Origin of the sequence: Janthinobacterium aestuarii, from assembly GCF_051380835.1 — a bacterium.
Lineage (GTDB): Bacteria > Pseudomonadota > Gammaproteobacteria > Burkholderiales > Burkholderiaceae_D > Janthinobacterium > Janthinobacterium aestuarii.
The window spans coordinates 244894-266740 of the sequence record NZ_JBNYXU010000009.1; the positions used below are offsets into that span (position 1 = coordinate 244894).

Sequence of the window (21847 nt, forward strand, 5' to 3'; positions counted from 1 at the left end):
TCGTCAGATCGGCCGGTTATGGTCGCGGTCCACGGCGCGGCGCTGCGGCGCGAGCAAGATCCACGTGACGATGGGCCACAGGGCGACGGCGACGAAGCTCTCGATGAAATTGAGCCAGCCGGGGAAGCGGCCCGAGACGATCAAGCGCGTCAGCAATTGCAGCGCCTGCGTCAGCAGCAGCAGCGGCAGCACGTGCAGCGCCTGCGTCATGATGGGGAACCACAGCACGCGGCGGTGCATCATGATGGCGAAATACGACAGCAAGGTATAGGCCAGCGCATTCTCGCCCAGCAGGGTCGAGTCGTGCACGTCCATCATCAGGCCCATGAAGAAGGCCACGCCGATGCCGACCTTGCGCGGCTGGTGGATGCCCCAGAAGACCAGCACCAGGGCGACGAAATCGGGCACGCCGACGAACTGCCCCCACGGCAGCAGGTTCAGCAGAAAAGCGCACAGCAGGGAAAAGCCGATGAACAGGGGGCTGACCGGCAGCAGGATGTAATGCGGGCGGTTCATCGTGTCGCTTCCTTCGGTGGCACGGCGGCTGGTGCGGGCGCTGGCGTAGCAGGTTTTGCGGGCGCGGGCGCAGCCGCATTGGCGGCAGGCGGCTTGGCGGCAGGCGCTGCCGCAGCGGCAGCCTCCTTGGCAGGGTCCTTGATTGGCGCCATCTTGCCGGCGATCTTGCGGCCCGTCTTGACTTCCTCAGCGGGCGGACGCGGCGGAATCTCGGGCGACGTCATCAAAATGAGCAGCTGGGTGTTGCGTTCGATGCCGGCCAGCGGCTGGCACACGACGCGGCCGAACGGGCCATGCGCATTGCGCTCGACCAGGGTCACGCGCGCCACGGCCAGGCCAGCCGGGTACAGGCCGTCGAGGCCCGAGGTAATGACAATGTCGCCGATCTGGATGTCGGCGCTGGGGGCCGTGAAGCGCAGCTCCATGGTGCCGGACTTGCCGCGGCCGATGGCCACGCTGCGCACGCCATTGCGCAGCAGCTGCACGGGAATGGCCTGCTCTTCATCGGTCAGCAAGGTCACTTCGGAAGTAAACGGGAACACGCGCGTGACCTGTCCCACCACACCGAGGTTGTCGATCACGGGGCGGCCCAGTTCCACGCCATGCTGGATACCGCGATCGAGCACGATCTTGCGCGTGGCCGAATCGCGCGTGTCGTACAGCACTTCGGCCATCATGGTCTTGACGGGGACGCGCTCGCGCGCTTCCATCAGCTTGCGCAAATGGTTGTTTTCAACGATGTTGAGCTGCGCCTGCTGCAGGATCTGCGCCGAGGCGATCTGTTCGTGCTTCAGGTCGCGCACCTGTTTTTCCAGGGCGGACAGCGAAGAAAAGTAATTGCCGACGCCAAGCGCCACGTCGCGCGGCACCAGGGCCGCCATCTGCACCGGATACAGCACGGTGCCGACTGCCTGGCGCACGGCCGTCAGCGCGTGCATGCGCGAATCGACCAGCAGCAGGGCGATAGAAATGCCGGCGAACACCATCATCTTGACGCGGGCGGAGGCGCCTTGTTTGAAAAGTGGCGGAGGACTGTATTCCATGACTTCCAATGATCAGGCCAGGCGCAGTGCGCCAACGTGCAGGCCCCGGTCAAACGCCGACGCCAAAACCAAAAAAAGGCCGGATTGGTTTCCGGCCCTTCTGTCAGATTATTCGTAGGAGAAGATCGAGCCGAGCTTGTCCATACGTTCCAGTGCCATCCCGGAACCGCGCACCACGCAGGTGAGCGGATCCTCGGCCACCAGCACCGGCAGGCCGGTTTCCTCCATCAGCAGGCGATCCAGGTCGCGCAGCAGTGCGCCGCCGCCCGTCAGCATCATGCCTTTTTCGGCGATGTCGGCGCCCAGTTCCGGCGGCGTCTGTTCCAGCGCGTTTTTCACGGCCGAGACGATGTTGTTCAGCGGGTCGGTCAGCGCTTCGAGGATCTCGTTGCTGGAGATGGTGAACGAACGCGGGATGCCTTCGGACAGGTTGCGGCCCTTGACTTCCATTTCCTTCACTTCCGAACCAGGGAAAGCCGAACCGATGGCTTTCTTGATGGCTTCGGCCGTCTGTTCGCCGATCAGCATGCCGTAGTTGCGGCGGATGTAGTTGACGATGGCTTCATCGAATTTGTCGCCGCCCACGCGCACGGAACCCTTGTAGACCATGCCGCCCAGCGAGATGATGCCCACTTCCGTGGTACCGCCGCCGATGTCGACCACCATCGAACCGGTCGCTTCCGACACGGGCAAGCCCGCGCCGATGGCCGCAGCCATCGGTTCTTCGATCAGGTACACCTGCGAAGCGCCGGCGCCCAGGGCCGATTCGCGGATCGCGCGGCGCTCGACCTGGGTCGAACCGCAAGGCACGCAAATGATGATGCGCGGCGATGGACGGAAGAATTTCGAGTCGTGCACCATGCGGATGAATTGCTTGAGCATTTGTTCGGTCACGGTGAAGTCGGCGATCACGCCATCTTTCATCGGACGGATTGCTTCGATATTGCCCGGCACCTTGCCCAGCATCTGCTTGGCTTCCTTGCCGACTGCCTGAATGGTCTTCTTGCCATTCGGACCGCCTTCCTGGCGGATGGCGACGACGGATGGCTCGTCCAGGACGATACCGAGGCCGCGTACATAAATAAGGGTGTTGGCCGTGCCCAAGTCAATGGCCAGATCGGTGGAGATATACCTGCGTAAAAAACCAAACATGAGTGTCCTGTAGCGCATCGAGCTGCGCAAAAGCTGTTTATGGGGAGTTTCAAAGCGGGCGCTTTCAGGCACCCTGAAAATCCATGGAGGCGATTTTTTCGGGTTTCGCTTGGCGCTTGCGCAATCTTTTCTATGCTGCGGCAGCGGTCCATCAGCGCCGGCAACGCATTAACCCGCCATTCTACCTTATAATTTGAATGCGATTTGCTCAAAAACCATGGAAAAGTGCGACTCTTGCAGCCGCGAGTTACGCGGCATTCCTCGATTTTTGTGAGCAAAATAGCAGTAAATACCCGCGTTTTATCAAAACGCCAACTTAATACTAATGCGCGGCACTCCGCGCCATTCGCCATGTCCCTGACACTCTCCGACGTAAAACGCATCGCCCACCTGGCCCAACTTGAAATGGCCGACGACCAGGCCGTCACGTCTTTGGCCCAATTGAACAAGATTTTTGCACTCGCCGAACAAATGCAAGCCGTCAATACCGATGGCGTGGCGCCCCTGAGCCACCCGCTGGCCGCCCACATGGACAATATCGCCCTGCGCCTGCGCGAAGACCTGGCCACGGAACAGAACCGCCGCGACGCCTACCAGGCCGTGGCGCCGAAGGTACAGGATGGACTCTATCTCGTTCCCAAGGTCATCGAATAAACACGCCGTTGCGTTGTTCCCGCCTTTTTGCCGAATATCAAAATAGAAACGCCATGCATACAAAATCCATCAAACAGCTGTCCACGCTTTTGCAGAACAAGGAAATTTCCGCCGTTGCGCTGGCGACGCATTTCCTCGACCGCATCGAAGCGGACAACTCGAACGCCTTCTTGCACGTCGACCGTGCCCTGACCCTGGCGCAAGCTGCCGAAGCGGACGCGCGTATCGCCGCCGGCACGGCCACGCCATTGACGGGCGTGCCGATCGCGCACAAGGACTTGTTCGTCACGAAAGGCTGGCGCACGACGGCCGGCTCGAAAATGCTGGCCAACTACGCCAGCCCGTTTGACGCCACCGTGGTGGAAAAATTCCAGGCGGCCGGCATGGTCACTTTGGGCAAAGTCAATTGCGACGAATTCGCCATGGGCTCCGGCAATGAGAATTCGGCTTTCGGCGCCGTGCAGAACCCCTGGGACAAGCACGCCGTGCCAGGCGGCTCGTCGGGCGGCTCGGCCGCCGCCGTGGCGGCCGGCCTGACGCCGGCGGCCACCGGCACCGACACGGGCGGCTCGATCCGCCAGCCAGCCGCTTTTTGCGGCATCACCGGCATCAAGCCGACGTATGGCCGCGTCTCGCGCTTCGGCATGATCGCCTTTGCCTCGTCGCTGGACCAGGGCGGCCCGATGGCCCGCTCGGCCGAAGACTGCGCCCTGCTCTTGAGTGCCATGGCCGGCTTCGACGAGCGCGATTCGACCAGCCTGTCGCCGGAACAGGGCGGCGTGGCGGAAGATTTTTCGCGCGACCTCGATCAACCCCTCACGGGTTTGCGCATCGGCGTGCCGCGCGAATACTTCGGCGAAGGCCTGGCCAAGGACGTGGAAGCGGCCGTGCGCGGCGCGCTGGCGCAGTATGAAAAGCTGGGCGCCACCCTGGTCGACATCTCGCTGCCGAATACGGCCCTGTCGATTCCCGCCTACTACATGATCGCCCCGGCCGAAGCGTCGTCAAACCTGTCGCGCTACGATGGCGTGCGCTATGGCCACCGCGCCACCGAGTACAAGGACTTGCAGGACATGTACAAGAAGTCGCGCGCCCAGGGCTTCGGCCCGGAAGTGCAGCGCCGCATCATGGTCGGCACCTATGTGCTGTGCCACGGCTATTACGACGCCTACTACCTGAAGGCGCAAAAGATCCGCCGCCTGATCGCGCAGGATTTCGACGCCGTCCTGAATGGCCCGGACGCCGTCTGCGACGTCATCATGGGGCCGGTCGCGCCGACCGTCGCCTGGGACCTGGGCGACAAGACGGACGACCCGGTGGCGAACTACCTGGCCGACATCTACACCTTGTCGACCAGCCTGGCCGGCCTGCCCGGCATGTCGATACCATGCGGTTTCGGTGAAGGCGAGAAAAACGGCAAGCGCCCCGTCGGCCTGCAAATCATCGGCAATTATTTTGGCGAAGCGAAGCTGCTGAACGTCGCCCACCAGTTCCAGCAAGTGACGGACTGGCATACGCGCAGCCCTGCCGGTATTTAATAAGAACAGACGCGCCGCCCAGGCGGCGCCACCAAAAAATAAGCGAGAACACTATGCAATGGGAAGTCGTCATCGGTCTTGAGAACCACGTGCAGCTCACGACCGAATCCAAAATTTTCAGCGGTTCGCCGATCAAGTACGGCGCCGACGCCAACACGCAGGCAAGTCCTGTCGACCTGGCCCTGCCAGGCGTGCTGCCCGTGATGAACAAGCAGGCCGTCGACCGCGCGATCCGCTTCGGCCTGGCCGTGGGCGCCACCGTCGCGCCGCACTCGGTCTTCGCGCGCAAAAACTATTTTTATCCGGATTCGCCCAAGGGCTACCAGATCAGCCAGTTCGAAGACCCCGTCGTCATCGGCGGCACCCTGACCTTCGGCTACGAAAAAGATGGCGAATTCGTCACCAAGACGGTGAACCTGACGCGTGCCCATCTGGAAGAAGACGCCGGCAAGTCGCTGCATGAAGACTACGCGGGCATGAGCGGCATCGACTTGAACCGCGCCGGCACGCCGCTGCTGGAAATCGTCTCGGAACCGGAAATCCGCAGCGCCGCCGAAGCCGTGGCTTACGCCAAGGCGCTGCACTCGCTGGTCATGTGGCTGGGCGTTTGCGACGGCAACATGCAGGAAGGTTCGTTCCGCTGCGACGTCAACGTCTCCGTGCGCCCCGTCGGCCAGAAGGAATTCGGCACCCGCTGCGAAATCAAGAACCTGAACTCCTTCCGCTTCATCGAAGAAGCCGTGCACGTCGAAGTACGCCGCCAGATCGAACTGATCGAAGACGGCGGCAAGGTCGTGCAAGCGACGCGCCTGTACGATCCGGACCGCAAGGAAACGCGCGAAATGCGCAGCAAGGAAGACGCGCAGGATTACCGCTACTTCCCGGACCCTGACTTGCCGCCACTGGTCATCTCGCAAGCGTGGATCGATACGGTCAAGGCCTCGATGCCGGAACTGCCGGCCGCCATGCGCGCGCGTTTCATCAGCGAATACGCGCTGCCGGACTACGATGCGCTGGTGCTGACGCAGTCGAAATCCATGGCCACCTATTTCGTCGCCGTGGTCGACAAAGCCGGCAAGGAAAACGCCAAGGCCGCCGCCAACTGGCTGATGGGCGACGTCTCGTCGACCCTGAACCGCGAAGGCGTGGACCTGGACGACGCCCCCGTCTCCGCCGCGCAGCTGGCCGCCATGCTCAAGCGCATCGCCGACGGCACGATCTCGAACAAGGCGGCGAAAGAAGTCTTCGCCGGCATGTGGGAAGCGAAATCCAGCGACGAAAACCTGGTCGACACCATCATCGATGCCAAGGGTCTGAAACAGATCTCGGACTCAGGTGCCCTGGAAGCCATCGTCGACGAAGTGCTGGCGGCGAACGCCAAGTCGGTGGAGCAGTACCGCGCCGGCAAGGAAGCGGCCATCAATGCGCTGATCGGCCAGGCCATGAAAGCCTCCAAAGGCAAGGCCAACCCGGCCCAGCTGACGGAGCTGCTGAAGGCCAAGCTGGCGGGATAACTCCCCTCGCCTAAAAAAAGACGCTGCGGCGTCTTTTTTTTCGCCTGCGCACATCACTTATAAACAGCCTTGTCTAGACTTTTCCTCCGTACTGAAAGGCGTTTGAAGGCTTATTAAAATTAAAGTATACATTTTTGTCTACAAGGTTTAATCTAGCCTTATTGAATTTCAGGCAAGAGGAAAACCGCATGGCCAAGACGCACGACATTCCGAAACCGACGGCAGCCGAACTCGATCTGCTGCAGGCGCTGTGGCCGCTGGGCGCCGCCACGGCCAAGCAGGTGCACGAGGCGATGGCGCTGGCCAAGCCGGCCATCACGTATGGCACCGTGCTGCGCCTGATGCAGATCATGCACGGCAAGGGCTTGCTGATCCGCGACGAAAGTCAGCGCTCGCACGTGTATGCGCCGGCGCAGGCGCAGGACAGCCTGCAGACGAATCTGCTCAAGGAATTGATGCAGAAGGCCTTTGCCGGTTCGGCCAAGGCGCTGGTGCTGGCGGCGCTGCGCACGGGCGTGTCGCGCGCCGAACGCGAGGAAATCGAAAAAATGCTCAAGGACGATCAGTCATGAGCGGCTTCGTGCCAGCACTGGGCTGGACCCTGCTGCACTTCCTGTGGCAAGGCTTGCTGATCGGCTGCGCCACGGCGCTGGCGCGGGCAGCCCTGCGCAATGCGCGTCCGGAGGCGCGCTACGCCGTCGGTTGCGGCGCCCTGCTGGCCTGCCTGGCATGGCCGGCGGCAGGCTTGTATCTGCGTCTGGCCGGCGGCGATGTGACAGGCGCCTTGTACTCCAGCGCCTTGCTGCCCGCCGCCCTGCTGGCGCCCGACAGCCTGCCCGACCTGGACCTGCTGCTGCGCGCCGTCGTCGGCGTGTGGGCGCTATGCGCCGCCGTGCTGGCCGTGCGCATGGCGCTGGGCATGCTGTGGATAGAGCGCAGCGCAAGGAACACGGGCGCCACGCATGGCCAACTGCAGACCAGGCTGTCGCGCATGGCGCACGATGCCGGCGTGACGCGGCCCGTGCGGCTGCGCGTGCTCGACAACATCGCCAGCCCGCTCACCGCCGGCATCTGGCGCCCCATGGTGCTGGTGCCCGCCGCGCTGTTGACCGGCATGCCGCCGCACCTGCTCGACGCGCTGCTGGCGCACGAACTGGCGCACGTCCGGCGCCACGATTATCTGATCAACCTGCTGCAAAACGCCATCGAGGCGCTGCTGTTCTTCCACCCTGCCGTCTGGTGGATTTCACGCGGCGTGCGCCTCGAGCGCGAACACATTGCAGATGATTTCGCAGCAAGACAACTGGGCGAACCGCGGCGTCTGGCTCTTGCACTCTCGGAACTGGAACGCCTCCAGTTCTCAACCCACCACCTGGCCCAGGCGGCCAACGGAGGAGATCTTATGTCACGTATCAAACGATTGCTGCGCCCCGCACCACACACCCTGAACTGGAAGGCGGCCGTGCCGCTGCTGGCCCTGGCCGGCGCCTGCCTCGGCATCTACGGCCAGGCCGTCGCCGCCGACAGCGCGCCCGTGCTGGAACGCCGCCCCATCGTCGACTTTGGCGTCTGCGGCAAACCGGCCTGGCCAGCCGCATCACTGCAGGCGAAGGAAGAGGGCACGGTCACCATGTCCTTCGACGTGAATGCCACCGGCAAGGTAATGGGCTCGAGCGTGGTCAAAAGCAGCGGCCATCCGGCCCTCGACGAAGCGGCGCGCACCGGCATCGCCAAGTGCACGTTCAAGCCGGCCCTCGCTGGCGGCAAGCCTGTCGGCGCCAGCGTCAAGGTGCAATACGTCTGGAGTCTGAAGTAATGTCCGGGCGGCGGCAGCGCAGCAACATCGCAGCAGCGTTGCCGCCGCCCGCTTGCGGGTATGATCATGGATTCTTCCACGCACCTGTGAACACGCCATGAACAAGATCAAAACCGGCCTCGTCGGCTACGGCTTTGCCGGCTCCACCTTCCACGCTCCCGTCCTGTCCACCATCGATGCCCTGGAACTGACTGCCGTCGCCTCGAGCAAGCCGGAGCTCGTGCACAAGGATTGGCCGCACGCGACCGTGTATGCGGAACCCGCGCAGCTGTTTGCCGATCCATCGATCGAACTGGTCGTCATCGCCGCGCCCAACGAAGCGCATTTCAGCCTGGCGCAGGCGGCCCTGCAAGCGGGCAAGCACGTGGTGGTCGACAAGCCATTCACCATTTCCAGTGCCGAGGCGCAGAGCCTGATCGCGCTGGCGAAAGAACGCAAGCTGGTGCTCAGCGTGTACCACAACCGGCGCTGGGATGGCGATTTCCTGACCCTGAAAGCACTGCTGGCACAAGGCACCCTGGGCCGCATCGCCAGCGTCGAATCGCACTTCGACCGCTTCCGCCCCGAGATCCGCCAGCGCTGGCGCGAGTCCGGCGCGCCGGGTGGCGGCTTGCTGTACGACCTGGGCCCGCACATGCTGGACCAGGCCATGCAGCTGTTCGGCCAGCCGGAAAAACTGTACGCCGATATCGTCCTGCAGCGTGATGGCGCGCAAGCCGTCGACTACATGCACATCGTTTTGTACTACGACCGGCTGCGCGTGGTGCTGCAAGCGGGTTGCCTGGTGAAGGCGCCGACGGCGCGCTTCGCCGTGCATGGCGACAAGGGCAGTTTCGTGAAGTTTGGCCTCGACCCGCAGGAAGACGCCCTGAAGGCAGGCGGCAGGCCGGGCCAGCCCGGCTGGGGTGTCGATCCCGTGCGCGGCGCGCTGCACCTGGACACGCAGCCGGACGGACATTGTGAACACCTCGACATGCAGGCAGGCCGCTACCAGGACTTTTACCAGGGCATGGCCGACGCCATCCGCCACGGCGCAGCGGCGCCCGTGGCAGCCGAAGATGCGGCGGCGACAATACGCCTGATCGAACTGGCGCTGCAAAGCGCCGCCGAAGGGCGCGTGCTCAAGGTCAGTTGATCGGGTTCAGTTGATGACAAAGGCCAGCACCACGGCGCCCAGCGCCAGCAGGGCCAGGCCGCAGATGAACAGCAGCTCGCCCCACCATTCGTAGCGCAAGCGCGACTGGCCGGGGCGCAGCGACATGAACGAGAGCACTGCGCTGACGAGAAAGACGATGGCATCGACAGCAAGCAGCTTGTCGATGGCCACGCGCACCTCGCCGCGCGGCGCCAGGTGCCCGATCGACAGCACCGTCATGCACACGCCGACCATGGTCGCCGACGTGGGCAGGATATGCGCCGACAGGCCCCGCGCCGACAAGCCCTGTTCAGGCGCCTTGCCGTCGCCAGCCATCAGGATTTACCTTGATTCGTTCCCGCCGGCCAGACCAGCTCCACGCGCGCGGACGATCCCGCCTTGACCTGCACCTTGCGTTCCAATGTCTTGCCTGCCAGGGTGGCGCGCAGGCTGTAGCTGCCCGGTGCCAGTTTCGCCAGCAGGAACGGTCCGCTGGCCGTCGTTTCCAGCACCGGCGCGCCCTTGGCGTCGCGTATTTCCAGCTTCACGTCGGAAGCAAATTCTGCCTTGTCCGCCGCCTGCACGGAAAACACGAGGCTCAAGGGCCAATGCCGGCTGGCGCTCTTGATGGCCGTCGATTCGTCGAGGCCGATGCCGCCGCTCAGGTATTCCACCGCCCCGCTCTTCTGCACAGGCGGCAGTGCGCCGTCGGTTTGGGCCTGCGCCGCACTTCCCAGCAACAGCCCGGCGGCCAGCATTGCCGCCGCCAGGTTCAAGGTACCGCGTCTGTCTGGTGCCATCTCACTCTCCTCATGTCGGTTGAATCAAGATAGGAAGCGCAGCTTAGGCCAGTCTTAGGTTAGCGCCGGCGCATGGCCTCGGCGATCTTCTGGTCCGTCTTGTACTGGCTCAGCGAGTACACGGCCCAGATCGTCGCTGGCAGCCAGCCGATCAAGGTGATTTGCAGGATCAGGCAAATGATGCCGGCGATCGGGCGGCCGATCGTGAAAAAGGTCAGCCACGGGAGTATCAGGGCAATCAGCAAGCGCATCGTTCGTTCCTTGAGTATTCCCCTGTGCCGCGGGGACCGGGCCGGCATTCGCCGGCGGTAAATTTAGTTAAACCGATTATAACGATACTGGCCCCTCAAGGCGCTACGGACGCCAGCAGTTTTTCCATCCAGGCCAGGATGGCGGCAAAGATGACGTCGCGGTTCACTTCATTGAAGTTCTCGTGATAATTGGCCGGATAGTAGTGATAGTCGAGCAGGCCATCGGGCACGCTGCGCAGCATGCTTTCCGTGGCGCGGCTGTCGGCCAGCTTGTCGTCGCCTGCCACCACGGCGAACAGGGGGAAGCGCCAGTCCGACAAGCCGCCCGCCAGCTCCTTTTGCGCCGACGTCAAGGCATGGGCGAAGCGCACCGACGCCGCGCTGGCGCGGATGCCGTCGCGCTCATCCTGGAAATGGCGCGCGGTGATGGTTTGATCGTGCGTGAGCAGCATGGTCAGGTTCCCCAGCGGCACCTTCATCGTGGGGAATCGCTGCGCCAGCCAGCCCGACAGCATCTGCAGCACCTTCGGCACGGGTATCGCATTCACGTAATACGGCGACGAGATAATAAAACCCTTGATGGCCGGGTCGCCCGCGAAGCGCCGCAACCCCAAATGCGTGGCGATCAGGCCGCCCATCGAGTGGCCCATGACGAACACGGGCAAGCCCGGATACGTCTGTTTGACCCAGGCGAGGAACAGCTCCTCGTCGTCGAGGAAGGTGTCGAACGAAGGAATGTCCACCTTGCGCTGGCCATCGTGGCCCACCATGTCGAAGCTGACGGTGGCGATGCCGTGCTGGCGGAAGGTCAGCGCCGGCGTGACGTAGTCGCCCGCATGCGCCATGCCGCCGTGGATCGCCAGGATCACAGCGCGGGGATGCTCGGGCTGCCAGATGTGGATGGGCCGCTCGACCTGGTCGCTGCACAGCAGGCTGGCCATCTTGTCTTCCGAAAAACGCATCGTTGCTCCTGTCATGCCCTGTCACGCCTTCAGATGATCGATCAACTGGCGCGCATACAGGGGTAATTCACTGAACTGGCGCACGCAGATCGTGAGATTGCGTACCGACCAGGGATCGGATAATTCCAGGCAGCGCAGCGCCATCGTCTGCTGGCAGCGGCTGGCCGCCGCCAGCGGCACGACGCTGATGCCCACGCCGCTGGCCACCATGCGGCAGACGGCATCGAAGCTGCGCAGCCGCACGCGCACCTTCAAGGGGCGTCCCAAGCGCGCTGCATGCATGCCCAGGTACTGCTGCATCGCGCTGTCGTCGGCCAGACCGATGAAATCGTGATCCAGCACCGTGGAGAACTCGACGACACCATCCTGGCCCAGCACGCGGTGGTGCACGCCGTCGGCCGCCGCGATGACCACCAGCCGGTCGGGGCGAAACAAAAACGTCTGCAAGCCGCGCATGTCGACCGAGTCGGACACGATGCCCATGTCGGCCAGCCCTTCCGAGACGGCCTTGACGATATCGTAACTGAGGCGCTCTTCCAGGTCGATGGTCAGGTTCGGATGGCGGTCGAGAAATGCGCCCAGCGCCTCGGGCAAAAATTCGCTGAGCGCGGCCGTATTGCACAGCAGCCGCAACTGCCCTTTCAAGCCGCGCGCAAATTCGCCAAGTTCGCCGCGCATTTTCTCCATTTGCAGCAGCACCAGGCGCGCGTGATGGAGCAAGGTCTGGCCCACTGGTGTCGGCTCCACGCCACGCCGACCGCGCAGCAGCAAGGGCATGCCCAGCATCTCTTCCATGCCGCGCACACGCGCGCTGCTCGACGCCAATGCGAGATGGCTGCGCGCGGCGCCCGCCGTCAGGCTGCCCGCCTCCACCACGTTGACAAACAGCTGCAAATCGACCAGATCAAAGCGCATGGCGGCTCTCCTTTTCGCCATCTTAGCAGCCTTCGTATTTGACTAAGGCTGACTCAAAATAATCCGCCTTGGCGAAATCCCCGGGCAAGCGCAGAATCCACGCAAAATCACTGTGGAATAGAAAAAATGGAGACGTCATTTCTGCTGGCCGTCGGCGCCAGTTTTCTCGCCGCTGGCTTCGTCAAGGGCGTAGTCGGACTCGGCTTGCCGACGGTGGCCATGGGTACGCTCAGCCTCGTCATGCCGCCCGTGCAGGCGGCCGCCCTGCTGATCGTGCCATCGATGGTGACGAACGTGTGGCAGCTGGCGGCCGGCCCCGGCCTGCGCGCCCTGCTGCGCCGTTTGTGGCCCATACTGGCGGCCGTCATGGCCGGCACTCTGGCGGGTGGCGCCCTGCTGCCGCAAGACAGCGGCACCTGGGCCGTCGTCGCGCTGGGCGTGGCGCTGATGCTGTATGCGCTGGCGGGACTGTTCTCGCTGCAGTTGCGCGTGCCGGCGCGGCACGAAGCGTGGCTGGGGCCCGTCGCGGGCGCCGCAACGGGGCTGGTGACGGCCGCCACCGGCGTCTTCGTCATCCCCGCCGTGCCCTATCTGCAGGGACTGGGGCTGGCGCGCGATGCGCTGGTGCAGGCGCTGGGCCTGGCGTTTACGGCATCGACCGTGGCGCTGGCGGCCAGCCTGGCCCTGCACGGCAACTTCAGCCTCGGCGCGGCCTGGACCTCCGCGTATGCGCTGCTGCCGGCGCTGGCCGGCATGCTGGCCGGTCAATGGCTGCGCGGACGCATCGCGCAGCAGGTATTCAAGCGGTGCTTTTTTGCCGGGCTGTTCGCCCTGGGCCTGCATGCGGCGTTGAAACCATGGCTGACGTGATGCAGATAGACTGGCAAGGGGACAACGCGCTATGCGCGTGGATCGACGGCCAGCAGGTGGCCATGCTCGACATCAGCCGACACGCCAATGAAGTGGCGGTGAACATGCTGTTCGTGAAACCGCCGTTCCGCCGGCGCGGCATCGGCGGCGCACTGTTGCGGCGGTTGTTGCAATGCCACCCGCAAGCTGCCACGGCCTGCAGCGACCCGCGGCTGCGGGCGCTGCTGGAGAGGACGACTTAAATACCATACCGATTGCGGTATGCGGAGACGGCTTCTTTATATTTGAGCAGTTCCGGATCGGCGCCCGCGCCATTCAGGTAACCGAACAGATCGTCCAGGTTGCCGATCGAGATGACGGGGATGCCATACTGTTTCGACACTTCCTGTACGGCCGAACTTGGCGACAGCTGGCCGTCCGGGCCGGAACGCTCCATGCGGTCCAGGGCGATCAGCACGGCGCATGGCTCGGCGCCGGCGGCGCGTATCATGTCCACCGATTCACGCACCGAGGTGCCGGCCGAGATCACATCGTCAATGATGACGACTTTGCCATGCAGCTTGGCGCCGACGATGGTGCCGCCTTCGCCATGGTCCTTGGCTTCCTTGCGGTTAAAGGCGAACGAGGTGTTGCGGCCCTTGCCGGCCAGCGCCACGGCGGTGGCCGACGCCAGGGTGATGCCCTTGTAGGCGGGGCCGAACAGCATGTCGAATTCCACGCCCGAATCGAGCAGGGTTTGCGCGTAGAACTGCGCCAGCTCGGCCAGGGTGGCGCCGTCGTGGAACAGGCCCGCATTGAAGAAGTACGGCGACTGACGTCCGGCCTTGGTGGTGAACTCGCCGAACCGCAAGACTCCCTTGGATACTGAAAACGCGATAAACTGCTGGCGTAAATTATTCACATTAGCCTCATTTTTTAAAAGTGCCTGTATTTTAATCCGCGCGCACCGGCGAGACAATCGCCATGCCGCGCCCGCCGGCCCCGTACAACGCCCTTTTCACTCTCGACCTATGCCAAAAATTATTTCCGCCAATCTGAACGGTATCCGTTCCGCCGCCAAAAAAGGCTTTTTCAACTGGATGGGCACGCAGACGGCCGATTTCATCTGCGTGCAGGAATTGAAGGCGCAGCTGCCCGACATGACGCCGGAATTCCTCAATCCGCACGGTTACCATGGCCATTTCCACTACGCCGAGAAAAAAGGCTATTCGGGCACTGGCGTGTACAGCAAGGTCGAGCCGGACGCCGTGCATATCGGTTTCGGCAGCCCTGAATTCGACGCCGAAGGCCGCTACGTACGCTGCGATTTTGGCAACCTGTCCGTCATTTCCGTGTACTGCCCGTCCGGCTCGTCCGGGCCGGAACGCCAGGAAGCCAAGTTCCGCTTCATGGAACTGTTCCTGCCGCATTTGCTCGAATTGAAGGCGCTGGGACGCGAAGTGGTCATCTGCGGCGACTGGAACATCGCCCACCATGAAATCGACCTGAAGAACTGGAAGGGCAACAAGAAGAATTCCGGCTTCCTGCCAGAGGAACGGGCCTGGCTGACGCGCGTCTTCGACGAAGTGGGCTTCGTCGACGTGCACCGCGGCCTGGACAAGCGCGAAGACCAGTACACGTGGTGGAGCAACCGCGGACAAGCCTACGCGAAAAACGTGGGCTGGCGCATCGACTACCACGTCGCCACCCCCGGCATCGCGGCCCAGGCGCACACGGTCAGCGTCTACAAGGATGAGCGTTTTTCCGACCATGCGCCCCTGATCATCGATTACACGATCAAGGGCTGATCTTTGACACGTCGCGGGTGGTGTCGGCTTACGCGCTTCGCGCTAAGCCGACCTACGCCTGCTCTACCGTAGGTCGGATCAGGTGGGGCCGCCGAGGGCCGCAGGACCGTCATCCGACAACATTGTTGGCCGCGCCAGTGGTGGCGTCGGATTACCCGAGCATGCGCCGGCTTTCAAAATGGCGCGGCTCGCCCGTCAACGGGTCCGTGAAATCGATGGCCCGCGCCAGCAGCTGCAAGGGCTGCGACATGTCGTCTTCCTTGCACGGCCGCGCCACCGGATAAAACGCATCGTTGACGATGGGAATGCCCAGCGCGGCCAGGTGCACGCGCAGCTGGTGCTTGCGGCCCGTGTGCGGCTGCAGCCGATACAGGGCGACAATGCCGCGCTCTTCGATCACCTCGATGATGGTTTCCGAATTCGGCTCGCCCGCCTCTTCGCGCATGAGGAAAAACTGCGCGCCCTCGACCATGCGGCTGCGATAGGTAAACGGAAAATCGCGCCCCGCCAGCACGGGCGCCAGCGCCTCGTACGTCTTGCGCACTTCGCGGCGCTGGAACAGCGACTGATAGGCGCCGCGACTGGCTACCTGGCGCGAAAAAATCACCACGCCAGCCGTCTCTCGGTCGAGGCGGTGGATCGGCGTCAGCTCGGCGCAGTCCAGCTTTTTCTTCAGGCGCGTCAGCAAGGTCTCCTGCACGAAGCGCCCGGCCGGCGTCATGGGCAGGAAATGCGGCTTGTCGACCACCACCAGGTGTTCGTCCTGGAACAGTATCTCTTCCTGGAAGGGGATCGGCGTTTCCCGTTCCAGCTCGCGGTAGTAAAAAATGCGCATGCCGCGCCGGTACGCGCTGCCGGGGCAAAGCACGGCGCCGTCGCCATCGACCACTTCGCCGCGCGCCATGCGGTCCTGCCATTGCGCGGCGCTGATCTGCGGATAGCGCTCGAGCAGGAACGACAGCATGTCGGGCCACTGCCCTTCCGGCAGCCACAGGTAGCTGGGCGCCACGCCGTCGCGCATGGGCAAGGGTGCGGCGGCGTGACGGGCCGGCATCCTAGCGCTGCGCGATGGCGTTGCTGCGGTACGGCGGCAAAGCGTCCACGCTGACGCCCTTGCTGCGCGCGTACAGCGGCAGCACTTGCGCCATGTGGCTGTTCATCTGCGAGATGCGGTCCTTGCCCGACGGGTGCGTCGAGAGGAATTCCGGCGGCGCGCCCTTGCTCACGGCCGCCATTTTCTGCCACAGGATGACGCCGGCGCGCGGGTCGAAGCCGGCGCGCGCGGCCAGGTCCATGCCGATCAGGTCCGCCTCGCGCTCATCGTCGCGCGAAAACTTCAGCATCACACCCTGCGCCGCCATATTCGTGGCGGTACTGGTGATGCTAGGATCGACGCCGAGCCAGGCCGACAGACCGGCGCCGGCCAGCTTGGCGCCCACGGCGGCCAGGTTGCCCTTGCCGGCCTGCGCCTGCGAGTGTTCGCGCAAGGCGTGGGAAATCTCATGGCCCATGACGATGGCCACTTCGTCGTCGGTCAGATTCAGCTTGGTGATGATGCCGCTGTAAAAAGCGATCTGCCCGCCCGGCATGCAAAAAGCATTAACCTGGTCGGAATTGAGCAGATTGACTTGCCAGTTCCAGTTGGCCGACGCCTCGTTCCAGCGCGTGGCGAACGGGATGATGCGCTGGGCGATGGCGCGCAGGCGTTTGACTTGCGGATCGCTGTCGGGTACCAGCGCATTTTTTTCCTTCGCCTCGTTGACCAGCTGCGTATATTGCTGCTTCGATTGTTCATTGAAGTCGGCGCCGCCGGCAAAAATGCGCGAAGTCGACAGGGGGCGTACCTTGATGCCATCCTGGACCGTCGCCTGCTGGGCGTGGGCGGACAGGGACGACAGCGCGGTGGCCGCGCACAGGCTGGCCAGGACGGCGTAACGTTTAAGGGATATTGGTGCCATTGGCAGACCTCCATGGAGCGATTTTAGGCAGCATCATCATGGCCGGGAAGGCCAGGAAGAAGCACACGATGAAAAACGAGAACCAGCCCAGCTCGGCGACCAGAAAGCCCACCGAGGCATTGATCAGGGTGCGCGGCACGGCACTGAGGCTGGAAAACAAGGCATATTGCGTGGCAGTGTAACGCGGGTCCGTGCTGCGCGACAGGAACGCGACAAAGGCCGCCGCGCCCAGGCCCAGGCTGGCGAAGGCTTCAAAACCGATCACGGCGCTGAGCAGCATGGTATTCGGCCCCACCTGCGCCAGCCAGGCGAATCCGAGAATGGCGACCGCCTGCAGCGCGCCAAACACCCACAGGCCCCGGTTGATGCCCAGCTTGAGCATCCACACGCCGCCCACCACGCCACCGGCCAGGCTGGCCCAGAAACCCGTGGTGTTGGCGGCCAGGCCGATCTGCGTCATGCTGAAACCCAGGTCCAGATAGAACTTCGTCGCCAGCGCCGTGGCCATGCTGTCGCCGATTTTGTAGAGTAGTACGAAGGCAAGGATCCACATTGCGTTACGCCAGCCATCGCGCGCGATGAATTCCTGGAACGGCAAGATGATCGCTTCGCGCATGGTCTTCGGCGGCGAGCCGTACACGGTGGGTTCCTTGATCAGCAGGGTGCAGACAAACCCCGGCAGCATGAAGGCGGCCGTGATCCAGAAGACGGGTTGCCACGGCATGCGGTCGGCCAGGATCAGCGAAAGCGCGCCCGGCACCATGCCCGCCACTTTATACGCATTGACGATGACGGCCGCGCCCAGGCCCTGCTCGTTATCGCTGAGGATTTCGCGCCGGTAGGCGTCGATGACGATATCCTGGCTGGCCGACAGAAAGGCTACGCCGCCGGCAGCCGCCGCGATCAGGCCGATCTGCGTGAGCGGGTCCAGCATGCCCATGCCGCCGATGGAAAAGAACAGCGCCACTTGCGTGAGCGCCATCCAGCCGCGCCGGCGTCCCAGTCCCAGGATGCGATAGCGGTCCATCAGCGGCGCCCACAGGAATTTCCAGATGTACGGGAACTGCACCAACGCGAACAGTCCCAGCGCCTTGACGTTCAAGCCCGACTTGGCCAGCCATGCCTGCAGCAGGTACAGCAGGATAAACAGGGGCAGGCCGGAACTGAAGCCCAGCACCAGCACGGCCAGCATGCGGCCGTTGGCATAGGAACGCCAGCCAGGCGCCGGGCTTTTGCTCATCAATGCACCGCTTTTTTACGCAGGCGGAAGACGGCCAGGTCGCCGCGCAGGTTCGGCAGCACGGAGACCATCTTGCCTTCGGCCAGGGCCACGCATTCGATCACTTCCAGGCCGCATTCCTCGGCCAGTTCGCGGAAGTCGTTGATGGTGGCGCAGCGCACGTTGGGCGTGTCGTACCACTGGTACGGCAGCGATTTCGACACGGGCATGCGCCCTTTGAGCAGCGCCACGCGGTGCGGCCAGTAGGCGAAGTTGGGGAACGAGACGATGGCTTCGGCGCCCACGCGCACGATGTCGCGCAGCAGCGGCTCGACCTGCGTCATCATCTGCAGGGACGACAGGCACAGCACCGTATCAAAACTGTTGTCGCCAAAAATCGACAAACCCTTTTCCATGTCCTGCTGGATCACGTTCACGCCACGGCGGGTGCTGGCCAGCACCTTGTCGTCGGCGATCTCGATGCCGTAGCCGCTGCACTCTTTGTCGCTTTGCAAATACTGCAGCATCACGCCTTCGCCGCAGCCAACGTCCAGCACGTGCGCGTTATTCGGCACCCAGTGGGCGATGAAGGCCAGGTCGGGGCGCAGCGCGCTCAATTCGTCAAAAGTCATGCGGTCTCCTTCGCGCCCTGGCGGACGGCGGTGTGCTGTGCGGCGGCAGGCAAGCCCGCCCCGATGTCGTTCCATACCTGGCCATAATAGGCGCGCACCATGTTCATGTAGCGCGCGTCTTCCAGCAAAAAGGCGTCGTGGCCGTGCGGCGCGTCGATCTCGGCATAGGTCACCTGGCGGCGGTTGCATACGAGCGCCTCGACGATTTCACGGCTGCGCTCGGGCGAGAAGCGCCAGTCGGTGGAAAACGAGGCGAGGAAGAACTTGGCCTTGGTGCCCGACAGGGCCTTGGCCAGGTCGCCGCCATGCGCGCGCGCCGGGTCGAAATAATCGAGCGCCTTGGTAATCAAGAGATACGTGTTGGCGTCGAAGTATTCGGAGAACTTGTCGCCCTGGTAGCGCAAATACGATTCGATCTCGAAGTCGATGCCGAAGCCGAATTTGTAGTCACCCGTCTGCGCCGCATCGCGCAGCTTGCGGCCGAATTTTTCGGCCATGTCGTCATTCGACAGATACGTGATGTGGCCCACCATGCGCGCCACGCGCAAGCCGTTCTTCGGCACCACGCCGTGCGCATAGAAGTCGCCGCCATGGTAATCGGGATCGGACAGGATGGCCTGGCGCGCCACGTCGTTGAAGGCGATGTTTTGCGCCGACAGCTTGGCCGTCGAGGCGATCACCACGCAGTGGCGCAGCCGCTCCGGGAACATGATGCTCCATGCCAGCGCCTGCATGCCGCCCAAGGATCCCCCCATCACGGCGGCGAACTCGGTGATGCCCAGTTCATCGGCCAGGCGCGCCTGCGCGCTGACCCAGTCTTCCACCGTGACGACGGGGAAGGCGGCGCCATACGGCTTGCCGGTGGCGGGATTGGTGTGCATGGGGCCCGTCGAACCGAAGCAGGAGCCGAGGTTGTTGACGCCGATGACGAAGAATTTGTCCGTGTCGAGCGGCTTGCCGGGGCCGACCATATTGTCCCACCAGCCTGCGCTCTTCGCTTGGTCCGCGTAGACGCCGGCCACGTGGTGCGAGGCGTTCAGGGCGTGGCAGACCAGCACCGCGTTCGATTTGTCGGCGTTCAGGGTGCCGTAGGTTTCATACATCAACATATAGTCCCGCAGCGATGCTCCGCTTTGCAGCTGCAGAGGTTGCGCAAAATACATGGTTTGCGGCGAAACGATTCCAATGGATGACATATGTGTCGGTTTATAAAAGGGGGGCGGCCCCACGGGCCATGGTCGATGCAGCACCGCGATGATAGGTGCTGCAACTTTCGCATCAAGACACCTCTTGCCACGCGCGAGGTGTCCTGATGCCGATAAGGTGACAGTTTACATGAGCTGCAGCTGCTGGACGGCTTCCGCGATCACATTTGGTTCCATGGAACGCATAATTTTGCGCATTTGTGGCGCAATCAGGCCCAGGTCGCTGTTGAGTATCTCTTGCTTGACCGCCAACAGCTGGGCCGGATGCATGGAAAACTCGCGCAAGCCCATGCCCAGCAACAGGCGCGTGAGCTTCACGTCGCCCGCCATTTCGCCGCAGACGGCCACGTCGATGCCCGCCTTGTGGCCGGCGGCGATCGTCATGGAGATCAGTTGCAGCACGGCAGGGTGCAGCGGATTGTACAAATGCGCCACTTCGTAGTCGACACGGTCGATGGCCAAGGTGTACTGAATCAAGTCATTCGTGCCGATCGACAGGAAATCCATGCGCTTGACGAACATGGGCAAGGCCAGCGCGGCGGCGGGAATCTCGATCATGGCGCCCACTTCGACCTCGTCGTCGAACTTGACGCCCTCCTCGCGCAGGCTGGCCTTCGCTTGCGCGATCATGGCCAGCGACTGGTCGATCTCGAACGCATGCGCGAGCATCGGAATCAGGATGCGCACCTTGCCGAAGGCGGAGGCGCGCAGGATGGCGCGCAGCTGCGTCAGGAACAATTGCGGCTCGGCCAGGCAATAGCGGATGGCGCGCAAGCCCAGCGCGGGATTCAGGGCCGTATGGTCGGACTGGTCGAGCGGCTTGTCGGCGCCGATATCGAGCGTGCGGATGGTGACCACGCGGCCCTTCATCGACTGCACCGTGTTGCGGTAAGCCTCGAACTGCTCGTCCTCGGTGGGAATCTTGTGGGCGCGGCCCATGAACAGGAATTCGGAACGGAACAGGCCCACGCCGCTGGCGCCGGACTCCAGCGCAAACGGGCAATCCTCGGGCAATTCGATATTCGCCAGCAGGGTGACGGGCGTGCCGCATTTGGTCACGGCCGGCGTCTTTTTCAGCTTGCCCAGCTTCTTGCGCGCGCGCTGCATGGCCACCTGGCGCTCGCGGTACTGTTCCAGCACCAGGGGGCTGGGGTTGGCGATGACGACGCCGGCGTCGCCGTCGATGATCAGCCAGTCGTCCTGGTCGATCAGCATCGATGCCTGCGACATGCCGACGGCGGCGGGAATATCGAGGCTGCGCGCGACGATGGCAGTGTGCGAGTTCTGCCCGCCCACGTCGGTGATGAAGCCGATGAAGGAGCGGTCGCGGAACTGCAGCATGTCGGCCGGCGAAATGTCGTGGGCGACGACGATCATCTGCGCCATCAATTCATCCTCGGCCGCGGCCTTGGGCAGCAGCTGCTCCGTGCCCAGCAAGACTTTCAAGACGCGTTCGGCCACCTGCTGGATGTCGGCCTTGCGTTCGCGCAGATAGGGGTCTTCGATTTCGTCGAACTGGGCCGACAATTCATCGATCTGCGTCAGCAACGCCCATTCGGCGTTGTAGTGGCGCTTGCGGATGATGTCGAGCGGCGCTTCGGAAATCATCGGATCGGAGAGGATCAGCGCATGCACGTCGATGAAGGCGCCCAGCTCCGTGGGCGCATCCTTGGGCAGCTCGTTCCACAAGGTTTGCAGTTCCTTGTGGACGGTGGCGATTGCGCTTTGCAGGCGCTGCACTTCGGCTTCGATCTGTTCCTGGGCGACCAGGTAATGTTTGACGTCAAGGGCGGCCGGCGCCAGCAGATGCGCGCGGCCAATGGCGATGCCGCGGGAAACCGGGATGCCGTGGAGCGTGAAAGATGCCATGGGTTGACCTG

Annotated in this window: 24 protein-coding genes; 9 read left to right on the forward strand and 15 right to left on the reverse strand. The window is 63.4% G+C overall.

The annotated features are described in order from the left end of the window. Positions 1 to 3 precede the first annotated feature (3 nt). The 3 genes from mreD to ACQ4WO_RS22705 all read right to left on the reverse strand — a co-directional run bounded on the left by mreD (position 4) and on the right by ACQ4WO_RS22705 (position 2711). A complete protein-coding gene (mreD, locus tag ACQ4WO_RS22695; protein WP_034749354.1) occupies positions 4 to 516 on the reverse strand; it encodes a rod shape-determining protein MreD in 513 nt (170 codons plus the stop codon). Next, a complete protein-coding gene (mreC, locus tag ACQ4WO_RS22700; RefSeq protein ID WP_139091769.1) occupies positions 513 to 1559 on the reverse strand; it encodes a rod shape-determining protein MreC in 1047 nt (348 codons plus the stop codon). Before mreC ends, mreD begins: the two co-directional genes overlap by 4 nt. A 108-nt stretch (positions 1560 to 1667) precedes the next feature. Next, a complete protein-coding gene (locus ACQ4WO_RS22705; protein WP_010393186.1) occupies positions 1668 to 2711 on the reverse strand; it encodes a rod shape-determining protein in 1044 nt (347 codons plus the stop codon). A 351-nt stretch (positions 2712 to 3062) separates the two neighbouring features. On the opposite strand from ACQ4WO_RS22705, the gene gatC reads away from it, so the two are divergent. The 6 genes from gatC to ACQ4WO_RS22735 all read left to right on the forward strand — a co-directional run bounded on the left by gatC (position 3063) and on the right by ACQ4WO_RS22735 (position 9368). Beyond that, on the forward strand, positions 3063 to 3365 hold the full coding sequence (gene gatC, locus ACQ4WO_RS22710; RefSeq protein WP_034749369.1) for an Asp-tRNA(Asn)/Glu-tRNA(Gln) amidotransferase subunit GatC: 303 nt from the start codon (positions 3063 to 3065) through the stop codon (positions 3363 to 3365). A 53-nt stretch (positions 3366 to 3418) separates the two neighbouring features. After that, entirely contained in the window at positions 3419 to 4903 is a 1485-nt protein-coding gene (gene gatA / locus ACQ4WO_RS22715; protein ID WP_436483342.1) for an Asp-tRNA(Asn)/Glu-tRNA(Gln) amidotransferase subunit GatA, read from the forward strand. Between the two features lie 38 nt (positions 4904 to 4941). Continuing rightward, positions 4942 to 6417 carry an Asp-tRNA(Asn)/Glu-tRNA(Gln) amidotransferase subunit GatB gene (gatB, locus tag ACQ4WO_RS22720; protein WP_436483368.1) on the forward strand — a complete coding sequence of 492 codons (1476 nt, stop codon included), beginning with the start codon at positions 4942 to 4944 and terminating at the stop codon, positions 6415 to 6417. A 188-nt stretch (positions 6418 to 6605) separates the two neighbouring features. Further along, positions 6606 to 6989, forward strand: coding sequence for a BlaI/MecI/CopY family transcriptional regulator (locus tag ACQ4WO_RS22725; protein WP_046683490.1), 384 nt, complete (start codon positions 6606 to 6608; stop codon positions 6987 to 6989). After that, positions 6986 to 8233, forward strand: coding sequence for a TonB family protein (locus tag ACQ4WO_RS22730; RefSeq protein WP_436483343.1), 1248 nt, complete (start codon positions 6986 to 6988; stop codon positions 8231 to 8233). The genes ACQ4WO_RS22725 and ACQ4WO_RS22730 overlap by 4 nt, the downstream gene beginning before the upstream one ends. Positions 8234 to 8330: 97 nt before the next feature. Then, on the forward strand, positions 8331 to 9368 hold the full coding sequence (locus ACQ4WO_RS22735; protein ID WP_436483344.1) for an oxidoreductase: 1038 nt from the start codon (positions 8331 to 8333) through the stop codon (positions 9366 to 9368). A 6-nt stretch (positions 9369 to 9374) separates the two neighbouring features. Here ACQ4WO_RS22735 and ACQ4WO_RS22740 read toward each other — a convergent pair whose 3' ends face one another. The 5 genes from ACQ4WO_RS22740 to ACQ4WO_RS22760 all read right to left on the reverse strand — a co-directional run bounded on the left by ACQ4WO_RS22740 (position 9375) and on the right by ACQ4WO_RS22760 (position 12296). Further along, positions 9375 to 9704, reverse strand: a complete 330-nt coding sequence (locus ACQ4WO_RS22740) for a hypothetical protein (RefSeq protein WP_051959363.1) — start codon at positions 9702 to 9704, stop codon at positions 9375 to 9377. After that, a complete protein-coding gene (locus tag ACQ4WO_RS22745) occupies positions 9704 to 10168 on the reverse strand; it encodes a carboxypeptidase regulatory-like domain-containing protein (protein ID WP_436483345.1) in 465 nt (154 codons plus the stop codon). Before ACQ4WO_RS22745 ends, ACQ4WO_RS22740 begins: the two co-directional genes overlap by 1 nt. 59 nt (positions 10169 to 10227) lie before the next feature. Next, positions 10228 to 10419: a YqaE/Pmp3 family membrane protein gene (locus tag ACQ4WO_RS22750; RefSeq protein ID WP_099379993.1), complete on the reverse strand. Its 192-nt coding sequence runs from the start codon at positions 10417 to 10419 to the stop codon at positions 10228 to 10230. A gap of 95 nt (positions 10420 to 10514) precedes the next feature. After that, the gene (locus ACQ4WO_RS22755) at positions 10515 to 11381 is read right to left on the reverse strand and encodes an alpha/beta fold hydrolase (RefSeq protein WP_436483346.1); all 867 of its coding nucleotides are present in this window, start codon (positions 11379 to 11381) and stop codon (positions 10515 to 10517) included. A 21-nt stretch (positions 11382 to 11402) separates the two neighbouring features. Next, positions 11403 to 12296 (reverse strand): LysR family transcriptional regulator, encoded by an 894-nt coding sequence (locus ACQ4WO_RS22760; RefSeq protein ID WP_436483347.1) that lies wholly within the window; start codon positions 12294 to 12296, stop codon positions 11403 to 11405. Between the two features lie 126 nt (positions 12297 to 12422). Here ACQ4WO_RS22760 and ACQ4WO_RS22765 point away from each other — a divergent pair, with 126 nt between their 5' ends. Next, positions 12423 to 13166, forward strand: coding sequence for a sulfite exporter TauE/SafE family protein (locus ACQ4WO_RS22765; RefSeq protein WP_436483348.1), 744 nt, complete (start codon positions 12423 to 12425; stop codon positions 13164 to 13166). After that, positions 13154 to 13408 (forward strand): GNAT family N-acetyltransferase, encoded by a 255-nt coding sequence (locus ACQ4WO_RS22770; RefSeq protein ID WP_436483349.1) that lies wholly within the window; start codon positions 13154 to 13156, stop codon positions 13406 to 13408. Before ACQ4WO_RS22765 ends, ACQ4WO_RS22770 begins: the two co-directional genes overlap by 13 nt. On the opposite strand, the gene pyrE is transcribed toward ACQ4WO_RS22770, so the two are convergent. Then, entirely contained in the window at positions 13405 to 14067 is a 663-nt protein-coding gene (gene pyrE, locus ACQ4WO_RS22775) for an orotate phosphoribosyltransferase (RefSeq protein ID WP_010393161.1), read from the reverse strand. The two genes, ACQ4WO_RS22770 and pyrE, sit on opposite strands and share 4 nt — an antisense overlap. Positions 14068 to 14176: 109 nt before the next feature. Here pyrE and ACQ4WO_RS22780 point away from each other — a divergent pair, with 109 nt between their 5' ends. After that, positions 14177 to 14953, forward strand: a complete 777-nt coding sequence (locus tag ACQ4WO_RS22780) for an exodeoxyribonuclease III (RefSeq protein WP_034749399.1) — start codon at positions 14177 to 14179, stop codon at positions 14951 to 14953. Between the two features lie 151 nt (positions 14954 to 15104). Here the strand turns inward: ACQ4WO_RS22780 and ACQ4WO_RS22785 are convergent, their stop codons facing one another. The 6 genes from ACQ4WO_RS22785 to ptsP all read right to left on the reverse strand — a co-directional run bounded on the left by ACQ4WO_RS22785 (position 15105) and on the right by ptsP (position 21836). Beyond that, positions 15105 to 16007, reverse strand: a complete 903-nt coding sequence (locus tag ACQ4WO_RS22785; RefSeq protein ID WP_436483350.1) for a pseudouridine synthase — start codon at positions 16005 to 16007, stop codon at positions 15105 to 15107. 1 nt (position 16008) lies between these two features. After that, complete coding sequence (locus tag ACQ4WO_RS22790) at positions 16009 to 16911, reverse strand: M48 family metallopeptidase (protein WP_034749404.1); 903 nt, start codon at positions 16909 to 16911, stop codon at positions 16009 to 16011. After that, positions 16892 to 18151, reverse strand: a complete 1260-nt coding sequence (locus tag ACQ4WO_RS22795; protein WP_436483351.1) for an AmpG family muropeptide MFS transporter — start codon at positions 18149 to 18151, stop codon at positions 16892 to 16894. Before ACQ4WO_RS22795 ends, ACQ4WO_RS22790 begins: the two co-directional genes overlap by 20 nt. Then, complete coding sequence (metW, locus tag ACQ4WO_RS22800) at positions 18151 to 18762, reverse strand: methionine biosynthesis protein MetW (protein ID WP_436483352.1); 612 nt, start codon at positions 18760 to 18762, stop codon at positions 18151 to 18153. The genes ACQ4WO_RS22795 and metW overlap by 1 nt, the downstream gene beginning before the upstream one ends. Further along, positions 18759 to 19958 carry a homoserine O-succinyltransferase MetX gene (gene metX, locus ACQ4WO_RS22805; RefSeq protein ID WP_436483353.1) on the reverse strand — a complete coding sequence of 400 codons (1200 nt, stop codon included), beginning with the start codon at positions 19956 to 19958 and terminating at the stop codon, positions 18759 to 18761. The genes metW and metX overlap by 4 nt, the downstream gene beginning before the upstream one ends. A 135-nt stretch (positions 19959 to 20093) precedes the next feature. After that, positions 20094 to 21836 (reverse strand): phosphoenolpyruvate--protein phosphotransferase, encoded by a 1743-nt coding sequence (gene ptsP / locus ACQ4WO_RS22810; RefSeq protein WP_436483354.1) that lies wholly within the window; start codon positions 21834 to 21836, stop codon positions 20094 to 20096. Between the last annotated feature and the right edge of the window lie 11 nt (positions 21837 to 21847).